Source organism: Candidatus Pelagibacter communis, from assembly GCF_001179965.1.
Lineage (GTDB): Bacteria > Pseudomonadota > Alphaproteobacteria > Pelagibacterales > Pelagibacteraceae > Pelagibacter.
Map to the genome: position 1 here is coordinate 32738 of NZ_CVSH01000053.1, position 13073 is coordinate 45810.

At 30.8% G+C, this 13073-nt stretch carries 12 protein-coding genes; 2 read left to right on the forward strand and 10 right to left on the reverse strand.

Annotated features, from left to right (window positions below; all coding sequences use genetic code 11):
- The first annotated feature begins 63 nt into the window (after positions 1 to 63).
- Positions 64 to 1050 (forward strand): MBL fold metallo-hydrolase, encoded by a 987-nt coding sequence (locus tag AMN73_RS03560; protein ID WP_075534921.1) that lies wholly within the window; start codon positions 64 to 66, stop codon positions 1048 to 1050.
- On the opposite strand, the gene AMN73_RS03565 is transcribed toward AMN73_RS03560, so the two are convergent.
- From AMN73_RS03565 to AMN73_RS03590, 6 genes are all read right to left on the reverse strand, one after another.
- Entirely contained in the window at positions 1051 to 1506 is a 456-nt protein-coding gene (locus AMN73_RS03565) for a GNAT family N-acetyltransferase (protein ID WP_075534909.1), read from the reverse strand.
- A 61-nt stretch (positions 1507 to 1567) separates the two neighbouring features.
- The gene (locus AMN73_RS03570) at positions 1568 to 1912 is read right to left on the reverse strand and encodes a hypothetical protein (RefSeq protein WP_075534910.1); all 345 of its coding nucleotides are present in this window, start codon (positions 1910 to 1912) and stop codon (positions 1568 to 1570) included.
- An 89-nt stretch (positions 1913 to 2001) separates the two neighbouring features.
- Entirely contained in the window at positions 2002 to 2583 is a 582-nt protein-coding gene (locus AMN73_RS03575) for a sarcosine oxidase subunit gamma (RefSeq protein WP_075534911.1), read from the reverse strand.
- Complete coding sequence (locus tag AMN73_RS03580; protein WP_075534912.1) at positions 2580 to 5576, reverse strand: sarcosine oxidase subunit alpha family protein; 2997 nt, start codon at positions 5574 to 5576, stop codon at positions 2580 to 2582. The genes AMN73_RS03575 and AMN73_RS03580 overlap by 4 nt, the downstream gene beginning before the upstream one ends.
- Positions 5577 to 5578: 2 nt before the next feature.
- Positions 5579 to 5845: a sarcosine oxidase subunit delta gene (locus tag AMN73_RS03585; RefSeq protein WP_075534913.1), complete on the reverse strand. Its 267-nt coding sequence runs from the start codon at positions 5843 to 5845 to the stop codon at positions 5579 to 5581.
- Positions 5846 to 7102 carry a sarcosine oxidase subunit beta family protein gene (locus AMN73_RS03590; protein ID WP_075534914.1) on the reverse strand — a complete coding sequence of 419 codons (1257 nt, stop codon included), beginning with the start codon at positions 7100 to 7102 and terminating at the stop codon, positions 5846 to 5848.
- Positions 7103 to 7192: 90 nt separating this feature from the next.
- On the opposite strand from AMN73_RS03590, the gene AMN73_RS03595 reads away from it, so the two are divergent.
- Positions 7193 to 8878 (forward strand): formate--tetrahydrofolate ligase, encoded by a 1686-nt coding sequence (locus AMN73_RS03595; protein WP_075534915.1) that lies wholly within the window; start codon positions 7193 to 7195, stop codon positions 8876 to 8878.
- Here AMN73_RS03595 and gshB read toward each other — a convergent pair.
- From gshB to AMN73_RS03615, 4 genes are read right to left on the reverse strand one after another with little or no spacing between them, the layout of a single operon-like run.
- The gene (gene gshB, locus AMN73_RS03600) at positions 8870 to 9799 is read right to left on the reverse strand and encodes a glutathione synthase (protein WP_075534916.1); all 930 of its coding nucleotides are present in this window, start codon (positions 9797 to 9799) and stop codon (positions 8870 to 8872) included. The two genes, AMN73_RS03595 and gshB, sit on opposite strands and share 9 nt — an antisense overlap.
- The gene (locus AMN73_RS03605) at positions 9796 to 11037 is read right to left on the reverse strand and encodes a glutamate--cysteine ligase (RefSeq protein WP_075534917.1); all 1242 of its coding nucleotides are present in this window, start codon (positions 11035 to 11037) and stop codon (positions 9796 to 9798) included. The genes gshB and AMN73_RS03605 overlap by 4 nt, the downstream gene beginning before the upstream one ends.
- A complete protein-coding gene (locus tag AMN73_RS03610; protein ID WP_075534918.1) occupies positions 11027 to 11824 on the reverse strand; it encodes a type 1 glutamine amidotransferase in 798 nt (265 codons plus the stop codon). The genes AMN73_RS03605 and AMN73_RS03610 overlap by 11 nt, the downstream gene beginning before the upstream one ends.
- Positions 11824 to 12981 (reverse strand): iron-containing alcohol dehydrogenase, encoded by a 1158-nt coding sequence (locus AMN73_RS03615; RefSeq protein ID WP_075534919.1) that lies wholly within the window; start codon positions 12979 to 12981, stop codon positions 11824 to 11826. The genes AMN73_RS03610 and AMN73_RS03615 overlap by 1 nt, the downstream gene beginning before the upstream one ends.
- Positions 12982 to 13073: the final 92 nt, after the last annotated feature.

Below are 13073 nucleotides of genomic sequence, written 5' to 3' on the forward strand. Positions count from 1 at the left end.
ATGAAAATTAATTTAATAATTTTTATTGTGCTAATTTGTGCTATTAACATTCAAGGAATTACAATGGAAAATAAACTCTATCATCATTTACCAGATGGAAAATTTAGAAATCCAGAGGGGTCTCCTGAGCGTAAAGAAAATGTAAATTGGTCTTTTAGGACGTTTAATAAAGAAAAGAAAAAACTAGATATGTCATTACCCAGTGACCATTCAATAAAAAAAGAGGTGGTTCTAAAAAATCTGATAAAAAATCAAAATAATGATTTTATCGGGTGGATTGGTCATGCAACATTTTTAATAAAATTGGGTGACACAACAATAATTACAGATCCAGTTTTTTCAAGAAATGCTGGTCCATTATTTTTTGGACCCAAAAGATATGTTGACCCAGCTTTAAATTTAAATGAATTACCAAAAATTGATTTATTTTTACTTACGCATAATCATTACGATCACTTAGACATAAAAACTATAAGAAAATTTCCGTTTAAAGATGCAAAAGTTTTGACAGCTTTAAAATTAGGAAAATATTTTACCAATAATAGGTTTAAAAACGTAAAAGAGTTAGATTGGTACGATGAAGTAAAAATAAATGATTTAAAAATAACATTTTTGCCTGCCGTGCATTGGTCTAAAAGAAGCCTAACAGACACTAATAAGACTCTTTGGGGTAATTTTTTAATTGAGTATAAAGGAAAAAAAATATTTTTTGCATGTGATACTGGATATGGAGAAGTTTATAAAAAATTGGGTAAAGACTACGGGCCAATTGATTTGACAATGATTAATATTGGTGCGTATGATTTTAGACCTATGTTTGAAAAATCCATTTATCATACTACGCCAGAGGAAGCACTAGAAGTCGCAAAAGACCTAAAAAGCAAAAGGGTTTTAGGCACTCATTGGGGTACGTTTGTACTATCGTTAGAGCCTATATTAGAACCTCCAAAAAGATTTAAAAGAAATGCCAAGAGTTTTGGGTTTAATGAAGATGATGCTTTAATATTCAAAATTGGTCAAATTGAAAATTTAAATGATATTTTAAAATAATTAAATTTCTAAACTCATATAACAAGAGTTTGGATCTTTTTTGTAATGTGCAAATGGATCACATTCAACAAAACCAAGTTTTTTAAATAAAGCTCTAGCAGGAATAAAAAAGTCACCGGAGCCTGTTTCAAGACTTAGTTTTTTGATTTTAAGTTTTTTTGCCTCTGTTATTAGGTGTTCTAAAATTTTAATACCATAACCTTTTTTTCTAAACTCATCCACAACCCTTATGGATTTAAATTCACCATGGTTCTCTTCTAAAAATTTCAAAGCACCACAACCAATAAGCTTGTTCTCCTCCCAAAGACTCCAGAATTTTATACTTTCAACTTTTAAACCTGGAATATCAAGGACATGAGCACTACCTTCGGGTGAAACAGATCTTAGTTCTTTAAAGTGTTTCTCAAGAAGAGTATTTACCTCAGGATTTTCAAAATTACCTTCAATTGAATTCATAAATTACCTGTAGGTATATTATAAAATTTTTATAAGCTAAATGATTTTATGAATTAAATTATCAATCGATAAAATATTCAGGGATTTTTTCAATATTTGACTTTACTGAAGTAAAAAACTCGACTGAGCTAATTTTGATATTATTTGTTCTTCTATTTGAGTAATTTTTCAATTTATTTTTACCTTGTTGATGATAGTTTTTAGTGTTTTCTAATAACAACTTAGCATGATCAATAGTCGATTTGCCTGTTGTTCTTTGTAATGTTTCATTAAGACCATAACTTAATCCTGCTTGGTAGATGTTTCCAGATGAACCAATAGTGTAGGCAGGTCCAATAAGTGAGGCTGTAGACTGGAGACACCCTGTCAGAAATAATAGTGCAAAAATTTTAATATATTTTCCCATGATTCAAATAAAATCTGTGGGTACTGATATTTAGAATTTTTACAAGGTGCTAGAAAATAGTTATCCACATATGTTCATAATGAGATCGATCAAATTGCTTTATAACCATACTCGAGACAAGCATCTGTGACAGAATGGTAGAGCGACTCACCAAAACTTCTTAAAGATATAATTCTTATTTGATTTGTACTATCTTCGATATTGTCAATTGTAATGGTGATTCCATTATAGACTGTATTAGTACAATTATTTTTTTTTAAGCTCTCAATATCAAATGGTGATCCTTTTTTAATTACCTCTAGTACATCTGAGCCTTGAAGCTCAATTATAGATCTTGAATGAGAAATATCTGTAACTGCAAATTCAGTAGTGGAAAACTTTTCATTGAGTTCATTTAAAAGATTATTTGAGGAAATAACTAACCAGTTCTCTGGTCCCATCCATAAGATTCGTGTTTGATCATTTGAGTTTACTTTAAGTACTTCAGGAAAATTGAGATTATCAACTATTATCTCAGTGTTATTTTTTTTTGAATTTTTAAATTTTACAACTTGATATATAAAAATATTTTTAATTTCTTTTATTTTTATTAATTGATTTTCATCTTTATTTTCAAAATTGCCATATTGACCTAAGTGATGGACTTTATTTAATGAAGAAATACTTGTCATGACCTAACTCTTTCTCCTTTTGGATCTACATAATGAGAAGAAACAATTTCAACAGGAATTGATTTATTTTTCAGTGGTGATAGTGCAAATAGTTTTTGACCTATCATGTTTTTTCCATCTTTAATTATTGCAAGAGAAAAAGGATTATTATATTCAACGCTCCAACAAGATGCTGAAACATGACCTAGCTTTGGATTGGGTAATTTCGCATTTGCATCTCTAACAATGTATGACCCCTCTGGAATACTTGTTTTTTTATCTAGAGGTACAACACCAACTATTTTTTCTCTATCAGGTGAAATAAATGCCTCTTTTTGCAAAGATCTCTTTCCAATAAAATCTTTCTTTTTGCTTAACAAACCTTCTAGAGAGTTATCAAATGGAGTAGTTCTACCATCAAGTTCTGAGCCAGCTACATGCCCCATCTCAATTCTTAAAGTTGATAAAGCCTCAGTGCCATAAGGTTGTATCTTAAATTCTTCTCCTAATTCAATTATTTTTTCCCACATAAAATTTCCATTATCTGACTCAACATTTACCTCGTATGCAAGTTCTCCTGAAAAGGAAATTCTAAAAATTCTAGCGTAAACACCAAATAATTTCGTTTCGATAAATCCCATGAAAGGTAAACCTTCATTTGAGCAATCTGTTTCAGGAAAAAGTTTTTGAAGAAGATCTCTTGATTTAGGTCCAGCAATTGCAGCTCCAGCCCATTGCTCTGTTGTTGATACTACATTTACATTTAATTCGGGCCAAACTATTTGAAGATAATATTCTAAATGAGATAGAACATTTGCAGCTTGAGCAGTTGTTGTTGTCATATGGTAATGATTTTCTGATACTCTTGTTGTAGTTCCATCATCCATTACTATTCCATCCTCTCTTAACATTACTCCGTATCTTGCTTTACCAACAGGAAGTTTTAACCATGCATTAGTATAAACTCTGTTTAAAAACTCTGCAGCATCTGGACCCTTCACGTCAATTTTCCCTAGGGTAGTCACATCACATACCCCAACATTTTTTCTAACATTTTCTGCTTCTCTTTTTGAAGCATCAAATAATGTTTCATTTCCTTTTTTGTAATATCTTGGCCTCAACCAAAGTCCTGCATCAACAAATACAGCATTATTTTTTTCATGCCATGAGTGCATTGGAGATTTTCTAGTTGGTTTAGAGTGTTTGCCAACCTCTCGACCTACAATCGCACCAATAGATACTGGGGTGTAAGGTGGTCTAAAAGTTGTATGACCAACCTCAGGTACTACTTTGTTTTCAATGTTTGAAACCAATTGTAAACCATTTAAATTACTAGTTTTACCTTGATCAGTAGCCATCCCTAATGTTGTATATCTTTTTACATGCTCAATTGATCTGTAACCTTCTCTTAATGCTAATTCTATATCTGAAACCGCTACATCATTTTGAAAATCTAAAAATCTTTTATACTTTTTACCTTTTGGTAACGGGACACACCAAAATTTATCATGTTTTGAATTTTTTTTCTCAACAACTGCGGGCACAGATAATTTATTTTCTTTGCTAGTAATTTTTTTTGATAGTTCGTATCCTGCTTCAAAAGAATTTTTTAGTGTATCATTCAAATTAAATATCCCATTTGCAGATCCAACTGTTGTTTCATTCTGTTTAGATTGACTTGGAATAAATGCATCAATATCTTTATTGAATTTTGTCTTACCTCCTGATTGAGATGCTAAATGAATTGTAGGTGTCCAAAATCCTGATACACATATACAATCACAAGCAATATTCTCAATTTTTCCAAGATTAGTTTTATCTTCAGAGATCTTAGCAATATCTGCAGATTTAACTTTTCTATAACCATTTGCATTTACTACTACATGTTCAAATTTAATATCTATACCCAAATTCTTTGCCTCAGTTATTAAATCAGAATTTAACTCTTTTCTAGAATCAAGAACTATCGGATTAATTCCATTTTTTTTAAACTCTATCGCTGTCTCATAGGCGCTGTCATTATTTGTAAAGATTAAAGGTTTTTTACCAACCAAGACTCCATATACTTTCATATATTCCTTTGCAGCTGATGAAAGAAGAATACCTGGGGTATCATTATTTCCAAAAACTATAGGTCTCTCAATCGAGCCTGAGGATATTACTACTTCTTTTGCTCTTATGTACCATAACTTCTGCTTTGGCATAAATTTTTCAGTTTTTGGCATGTGCTCAGAAATTCTTTCAGACATGACAAGCATATTGTGATCGTAATAACCAAACACTTGTGCTCTATTTTTTACTACAACATTTGGCATCTCTTTAAGCTCAGTTACTATTTTGTCTGCCCATTCTTTTCCTGTTTGATTTCCAATTGTAACTTCACTAGTTAAAAGGCTTCCACCAAATCTCGGTTTATCTTCGGCTAGAATTACTTTAGCGCCATTTTTAGCTGCTGAATAAGCGCTTGCTAAACCTGATGGACCTGATCCTGTAACCAACAAATCACAATACTCATATTTATGTTCATATCTTTCTTTATCGTGCTCATGAGTTACAACTCCAAAGCCAGCTGCCTTTCTAATAAATGGCTCATATATTCTATACCAGAAACTTTTTGGCCACATAAACGTTTTGTAATAAAAACCGGCAGGTAAAAAAATTCTTAAAAAATTATTAATTCCACCTATGTCAAAATTAACATTTGGCCAACAATTCACACTCTTAGCCTCAAGCCCTTCAAATAATTCTTGCTCTGTTGCTTTAATATTTGGAATGGTCTCATTATTTCTTATTAGCTGAACAAGAGCATAAGGGTCGTCAACTCCAGCACCATAAAAGCCTCTTGGCCTATGATATTTAAAACTTCTACCAACTAGATGAACGCCATTTGCTATAAGAGCGGACGCTAAGGTATCTCCCTCATATCCAAAATATTTTTTTCCATTAAATTTAAATGAAATTTTTTTGGATCTATCAATTAATCCCTCATCTTTTAATCTAAATTCTTGTGTCATTATCAAAGCTCTTCGTGAGGTTTTAAAGTTTTAAATATTTCATGAGTAGCTGTATCTCTATGAACTTTAAACCATTGTCTACAACCTGAGATGTGATGCCAAAACTCTAAATGTTTTCCTCTGGGACTTTTTCTATTGTAAACAAAATCATCCCATTCTTTATCAGAAATTTCCTTGTTAAGTTCTGGTCTTTTTACTGTGGCATCACCACCATAAGCAAATTCATTTTGAGATCTTATTCCACAATATGGGCATTTTATAAATAGCATTTAAGATATCCAAGTTTTTGTTCCAAGACCTTTCTCGTCTAATAAATATCCCTTGCTAAATCTATTTAAACTATAATCTGCATTTAATTTATGTACTTTGTCTTGTGCAATAGTGTGTGCAAACGTCCAACCAGATGCGGGAGTTGATTTAAAACCACCATAACACCAACCACAGTTTAAATATAATCCTTCAATATGTGTTTTATCAATTATAGGTGAGCCATCCATTGACATATCCATTATACCACCCCATGTCCTCAACATTTTTAATTTACTTAAAAATGGGAACATTGCTATTCCTTCAGTTAATACATGTTGTAAAGTTGGTAAGTTTCCTCTTTGAGCATAACTATTATAACCGTCAAGGTCACCTCCCATAACCATTTCGCCTTTGTCTGACTGACTGCAATAAAAATGTCCTGCACCAAATGTAACTACATGATCCAATAGAGGTTTAATAGGCTCAGATACACATGCTTGTAAAAGATGTGTCTCAATTGGAAGTGTCATATTTAATTTTTCAGCGAGAATTGATGTGCTGCCAGCAACACATAGTCCTATTTTGTTTGCCTTAATATCACCTTTTGAAGTTCTTACTCCTTTTATTTTTCCACCAACCACATCAAAACCAATTACTTCGCAATTTTGAATTATATCAACACCCATTGAATCTGCTTGTCTTGCATAACCCCAAGCAACTGCGTCGTGCCTTGCTGTTCCAGCGCTGGGCTGCATCAATCCCCCAAATATTGGAAATCTTACATCTTCAGAAAAATCTGCCATAGGAATTAGTTTTTTTACTTGTTCCCTATTTAATAAAACTGCATCGATACCGTTTAATCTCATTGAGTTTCCTCTTCTTGCGTAAGCATTCATTTGAGCATCAGAATGTGCAAGGTTAATAATTCCTCTTGGAGAGAACATTACATTGAAGTTCAGTTCCTGACTCATGTTTCTCCATAGATCCATAGAGAATTCGTTAAATCTTCCATTGGCATCGTGCATAAAATTGGATCTTATAATTGTAGTATTTCTTCCAACATTACCTCCCCCTATCCAACCTTTTTCTATGATAGCAACATTTGTAATATTATGTTCTTTAGCTAGATAATATGCGGTAGCGAGCCCATGTCCTCCACCTCCAATTATAATTACATCATAACTTTTTTTTGGAGTTGGGTCTTTCCAGGCAACTTCCCAATTTTCATGACTAGAGAAGGCGTTCTTTATGAGGTTAAATACTGAATACTTTTGCATAATTAATAATACACTTAATTTATTTCTTTCAAAATTAAATAATAAAGTATAGAAATCTCGAGCATAATATAAAGTTCTAAAGGAGACAAAATGGGCGCAGTCAAGTCTGACATTGAGATAGCAAGAAGTGCCAAAATGCAGCCTATACAAGATATTTTAGCAAAAATTAACGTTCCAAATAAAATTGAGGCTTTCAGTCCAATGGGTCCTCATATAGCAAAAATCAACCTGGAGTATCTAGATAGTATTAAAGATAATAAAAATAGTAAGCTAGTATTAGTAACTGCAATTACTCCTACTCCAGCAGGAGAAGGTAAGACTACAACATCAGTTGGACTTAATGATGGACTAAATAAAATTGGAAAAAAATCTATTGTATGTTTAAGAGAACCCAGTCTAGGACCGTCATTTGGAATGAAAGGTGGGGCTGCAGGTGGTGGTTATGCTCAAGTTGTGCCAATGGAACAAATCAATTTACATTTCACGGGAGATTTTCATGCAATAACATCTGCTCACAATTTATTGTCAGCATTAATTGATAATCACATTTATTGGGGAAATAAATTAAACATAGATGTTAGAAGAGTTGTTTGGAAAAGAGTTATAGATATGAATGATAGATCCCTTAGATCAATAAATATTAATCTTGGAGGTGTCGCTAATGGTTATCCAAGACAAGATGGTTTTGATATTACTGTAGCTTCAGAGATAATGGCAATCTTTTGCTTGGCAAACAATCTTGAAGATTTAGAAAAAAGAATTGGTAATATAACTATTGCGTATACAAGAGAAAAGAAACCTATTTACGCAAAAGACCTAAATGCACAAGGTCCTATGACAGTTTTATTAAAAGATGCAATCAAACCAAATATTACACAAACTTTAGAAAATAATCCTGCAATTATTCATGGTGGACCATTTGCAAATATTGCTCATGGATGTAACTCCGTAATAGCCACAAAGGCAGGTCTTAAATTAGCAGATTATGTTGTGACTGAAGCAGGTTTTGGTGCAGATCTAGGTGCTGAAAAGTTTTTGGATATTAAATGTAGAAAATCAGGATTAAAACCTGATTGTGTTGTCATAGTTGCAACTATTAGGGCTTTGAAAATGCATGGAGGTGTAGAGAAAGCAGATTTGAAAAAAGAAAATGTCGATGCAGTTAAAAAAGGTTTAGTAAATTTAGAAAGACACATAAATAATGTAAGGAAATTTGGATTACCAGTAACTGTTGCTATAAATAAATTTATTTTAGATACAGAAAATGAGTCAAAAGCATTATTAGATTTTTGCAAAAAGTTGGATGTAAAAGCCTCGATGTGTACTCATTGGGCAGATGGAGGAAATGGTACAAAAGAACTTGCGCAAACTGTTGTGAATATATGTGAAAATGAAAAAAATAATTTTAATTATTTATATGAGGATAAATTAACTTTATTTAAAAAAATTGAAAAAATAGCAGTTGAAATTTATCGTGCAAGTGAAGTAGTTGCAGATACTAAAATCAGACAACAATTAAAAGATTTTGAAGAAAAAGGATTTGGTAATTTACCTGTTTGTATTGCAAAAACACAATATAGTTTTTCAACTGATCCTAGCCTTAAAGGTGCTCCTTCAGATCATGTGCTTCCTGTTAGAGAAGTAAGACTATCCTCTGGGGCTGAATTTGTAGTCATTGTATGTGGAGAAATAATGACAATGCCTGGACTTCCAAAAGTTCCAGCTGCAGATTCTATAAAGCTAAATAAAAAAGGTGAGATAGAAGGTTTATTTTAATTTTTCTACCTCTTTCCAAAAGAATTGGGCGAGATTTATATTAGTTAGATTTCTATATTGGGGCAAACCAGTTGGAGATGTTACGTTTATGTCTCCGATTAAGTAACCACCTACTAAGTCTATACCTGCAAAAAAAATATTTTCCTTTTTTAAACTTTTGGCAACCAATTTTGATATCTTAAGCTCTCTTAAATTTAATTTAGTTTTAATAGCAACACCCCCTTGTGAGATATTCGATAAAATTGAGCCTTTCTTAGGTAATCTTCTTATCGCTCCTTTTACTTTGCCATTAATGATAAAAACTCTTTTGTCTCCATCCTTTACTTTTTCTAAATATCTTTGAACCATAACATGATCAAATTTTTTGATATATTTTTTTAAATAATCAACTTTAACTTTTTTTTCAAAAAATAAGATATTTTTACCCGCATAACCATGAATAGGCTTTATAACTATTTTTTTATGTTTTTTTTTAAAAGAAATAATTTGTTTAATATTTTTAGTAATAATTGTTTCTGGCATATATTTTAAAAATCGAGTGGAAAAGAATTTTTCAGAAACATTTCTAACAGCTGTTGGGTCGTTTATAATTCGCGTAGATTTAAGATTATTTAAAAAATGAGTTGAGTTTATGTAGTCCATATTAAAGGGAGGGTTTTGTCTTATAAGTACAAATTTCGCTTCGTCTAAATTAAATTTAACAAAACTTAAGATTTTATAGAAATTTTTTTTTCTATCAAAAAACCTAACCTTAATTCCATTAATATATATTTTGGAATTAATGAGATTAAGATCTTTTGTTTCATACCAAATAATTTGATATCCTTTTTTTTGAGCCTCTAAAGCTAGCAAAAAAGTAGTGTCAGTCTCTATATTTATCTCATTTAATTTATTTGATTGAATGGCTATTATTTTTTTCATTTCTGTAGATCTGCAAGCACTTGCTCAGCTTTTGTAAGATTTTTTGACAAAATATTTTCTATATTTTTTAAATATATTCTTTCGTCATTATTTTTTGTGGTAACAAATGATCTATTTTCGAGTCCTCTTTTAGATATATTTAACAATTCTTTTGACCAAAATAATAAATCTTTATTGTTAATAATTGTTTTTAATCCATCTTTATAAGATGTGGTGTAAGCCTTCAATATATCTTCTTTATTCCAATTTTTAATAATCTCAAAAGTCTCATTCAAATTTCCGTATAATAATCCTATAAAAAATGCTGGACCAGCACAATGACAATCCCATTCACAAGCATCAATCGATCTTAACTCAATGTATTTTTTTAATCTTACTTCAGTAAAAATTGTCGATAAATGAAGCTGGAAATTTTCATAATTTGCTTTTCCTTCTTCCATCAAATCTCTGAAAGATTTTCCAATTGGCGAAATATATTCATTATTATCGTGTAAAAATAATAATTTAAAATCTAAACTAAAATCAGCATACTTTTCAAAATCCATATTTTCTAAAAAAACTTTTGGTAAACCTCCTCTTGAAGTATTTTGCCAAACCTTTGATCTATATGATAAGAAGCCTGTGGGTTTTGATTTTTTAATTGCTGAGTTAGAAAATAAAGCTATTGTTAATGGTGTTAAATAAGAAATTACTTTAAATTTTTTTATAAAGTCTTGCTCCGAAGTATAATCCAAATTAATTTGTGTTCCGCAAGTCTGATACATCATTTCTAAACTTAATTCCCCATTTTTCGGCATTTCTCTTGTCATAACTTTATATCTTTTTTTTGGATTATTGGGGACGTCAGCAATATCCGTTGTTGGATCATAACCAATTGATAAAGTTTTCAAATTAAATTTTTTACAAGCCTCGTCCAATTGTTTTTGAAAATTGTAAGATTCAGAACAAACCTCGTGTATATTATTACATAATGCTCCAGCTAATTCGATTTGATTTCCAGGTTCAAGAGTTATTGATTGGCCATCTTTATTTAATCCGATAATATTTTTGTCTTCAAGAATTTCTTCCCATCCAAATTTCTTTAAGTAGTTTAAGATATTTTTAATTTGTTCATAATTTGCTCGTTTGCTTGTATCTTTTTCAAGCAAAAATTTTTCATTTTCAACACCTATCAATAAGCTTTTTTTGTAACCGCTTTGAAAATAATTTATAATATCCTCTTTAGTGTTAATTTTCATTTATATGATGAAGCCAGTTTTCAAGCTCTTGCATTCTTGATCGTTCACTAGTTTTTTTCTTTTCAATTTCGATATTTTTAATATGGGAGTCAATATCATTTTCATTTTTAAAAACTTTTCTAAAATTAATTAATCTGTCTCGTCTAAAGTTTATTAAATTTATCATTTTTTCATAAGTTATCTCTGGGTGATATTGTATCCCCCAGATATTACTAACACCTATTTGAAATTCTAATCCTTGAACCTTGTTTATTGGATTTGAAGCAAGTAATTTTGCTCCATCTGGTGGAGTTACAACCTCATCAAAGTTAAAGGCAGGAGTATTAAAAATTGGATCTTTATTTTTATAAATTGGGTGTTTTAATCCATAAGAATTAATATTGATATTTTTTGCTATTCCAATGTGTGCCCCTTTTTTAGATTTTTTAACAACTCCTCCAGCTGCAGTTACTGCGACTTGCATACCCCAGCAAATAGCTAAAATATTTCTAACTTTATGGAAACATTCTTTCATAAAAAAAATTTGTTTTCTTATTTCAGGCGTATCATTATAAATATTTAAACTACTGCCACCCCAGACAATTCCGTCATAATTTTCTAATTTGTTAATAACATTATTAAAGTTTTCTGTTGATGATGGATTTAAGACTTCATAGCTTACTTCTGTGTGGTAGTTGGCAATACTATCTTTTAAACTTTCGGTATGAGTTTGTATTCCTGCTTTTTTAAAATTTATATTTTCACTTTGTAAGTTTCCTTCTACAATTAATATTTTTAGATTTTTCATTAGAACAATTTACCTTCAAGACTATGTTCATATAATTTTTTGAAATCTTCTTTTGATAATATAGATGGATTTGTTGCTGTTGATGGATCCTCTAGGGCCATTTGTGATAACTCTTCAATTTCTTCATCTTTAATTTGTATCACGTCTGATAAGGTGTGTGGAATATTTAGCTTATTTCTTAAATCTAATATCCAATTTAAAAAACTTTCAAAATTATCTTTCAATCCTATAAAGCTACTTAGAGAAGAAATTTTTTTTTCAATATGTTTTTTATTAAATGTGAGAACGTATGGCATAAAAATTGCATTGGATAGTCCATGATGTACATTATATCTTGCATTAATTGGATGACTTAAAGAATGTATCGCACCTAGCCCTTTTTGGAATGCTGTTGATCCCATTGAAGATGCCGCTAATAAATTTTGTCTTGCTTCTAAATTTGTACCATCTTCAAAAGCGGTTACTAATGAGTCTTTTATTAATCTAATTCCCTCAAGCGCGATGCCATCAGCCATTGGATGAAACCCAGGTGCACAAATGGCTTCTAGGTTATGTGCTAATGCATCCATTCCAGTTGCTGCTGTTAATCTTGGAGGCAGCTCCAAGGTTAAAAGTGGATCTAATATTACAATTGTAGGTAAAAATTTCGGGTGAAAAATTATTTTTTTTACTCCTGTTTTTTTATTTATAATTGCTGATGCTCTTCCTGTCTCCGATCCAGTTCCTGCAGTTGTAGGAACTCCTATTATTGGAGCAATATTTTTATCATTTGCTCTTTTCCAATAGTCTCCAATATCCTCAAAATCCCAGATTAGTCTTGTTTGGCATGACATGAAGGCAATTGCCTTTCCTACATCTAGTGCACTCCCGCCACCTATTGCGATTACTCCATCACAATTATTATTTTTGAATTCTTTGACACCTTGATCAACATTTTCACCAACGGGGTTTCCTGTAAAATCGCAAAAGATACTGACTTGTTTAATATTTTTTTTTAACTCTTGTAAAACATTTTTAATAACTTGAAGCTCAATAAGATCCTTATCTGTAACAAACAAAGGTTTTTTTATATTTAAATTTTCGCATGCAATTGATAAATCGTTAATTCTATTTTTTCCAACCCAGATTGTTGTTGGATAATTCCAATTAGATTTCATATTTTAATTGTATCAATTTATATTAATTTTTTTATTTTTTAATATTGCATTAATAAAATTGATCATTAAAGGAGTTTTCTTTTTATTTATTT

Bases quoted from the DNA above. Each gene is read 5' to 3' on its own strand.
- AMN73_RS03560 (WP_075534921.1), top strand. From the start codon at position 64: ATGGAAAATAAACTCTATCATCATTTACCAGATGGAAAATTTAGAAAT.
- AMN73_RS03565 (WP_075534909.1), bottom strand. From the start codon at position 1,506: ATGAATTCAATTGAAGGTAATTTTGAAAATCCTGAGGTAAATACTCTT.
- AMN73_RS03570 (WP_075534910.1), bottom strand. From the start codon at position 1,912: ATGGGAAAATATATTAAAATTTTTGCACTATTATTTCTGACAGGGTGT.
- AMN73_RS03575 (WP_075534911.1), bottom strand. From the start codon at position 2,583: ATGACAAGTATTTCTTCATTAAATAAAGTCCATCACTTAGGTCAATAT.
- AMN73_RS03580 (WP_075534912.1), bottom strand. From the start codon at position 5,576: ATGACACAAGAATTTAGATTAAAAGATGAGGGATTAATTGATAGATCC.
- AMN73_RS03585 (WP_075534913.1), bottom strand. From the start codon at position 5,845: ATGCTATTTATAAAATGCCCATATTGTGGAATAAGATCTCAAAATGAA.
- AMN73_RS03590 (WP_075534914.1), bottom strand. From the start codon at position 7,102: ATGCAAAAGTATTCAGTATTTAACCTCATAAAGAACGCCTTCTCTAGT.
- AMN73_RS03595 (WP_075534915.1), top strand. From the start codon at position 7,193: ATGGGCGCAGTCAAGTCTGACATTGAGATAGCAAGAAGTGCCAAAATG.
- gshB (WP_075534916.1), bottom strand. From the start codon at position 9,799: ATGAAAAAAATAATAGCCATTCAATCAAATAAATTAAATGAGATAAAT.
- AMN73_RS03605 (WP_075534917.1), bottom strand. From the start codon at position 11,037: ATGAAAATTAACACTAAAGAGGATATTATAAATTATTTTCAAAGCGGT.
- AMN73_RS03610 (WP_075534918.1), bottom strand. From the start codon at position 11,824: ATGAAAAATCTAAAAATATTAATTGTAGAAGGAAACTTACAAAGTGAA.
- AMN73_RS03615 (WP_075534919.1), bottom strand. From the start codon at position 12,981: ATGAAATCTAATTGGAATTATCCAACAACAATCTGGGTTGGAAAAAAT.